This window comes from Pseudomonas sp. AC463, from assembly GCF_979253585.1.
In genome coordinates this window covers 1-243 of record NZ_CEEDDZ010001057.1, presented here as the reverse complement: position 1 = coordinate 243, position 243 = coordinate 1, and the positions used below count along the sequence as shown (strand labels likewise).

The window sequence follows — 243 nt, the reverse complement described above, 5'->3', positions numbered from 1 at the left end:
CCAGGCCCTTCTTGAAGTTCTTCACGCCCTTGGCGACATCGCCCATCAGGCTGGAGAAACGCCCGCCGCCGAGCAGCAGGATGGCGACGACGGCAAGGACGAGCAGGTGGATCGGGCTGAAGCTGCCCATGATGCTTACTCCTGATAATGCAGTCCCATCTAGTCGGAGTCGGTGGCCTTTTCCAGCCGCTGCGTGTCCTCTCCGAACGCGACTTCGAACGCCGTTTCGACGGGGTCCAGCAA

1 protein-coding gene is annotated in these 243 nt (G+C 61.7%); it reads right to left on the bottom strand.

The window, feature by feature from the left end:
* On the bottom strand, positions 1-130 hold a 130-nt coding region (locus AC0IYH_RS33495; RefSeq protein ID WP_471838746.1), incomplete at its 3' end, for a twin-arginine translocase TatA/TatE family subunit.
* Positions 131-243 lie beyond the last annotated feature (113 nt).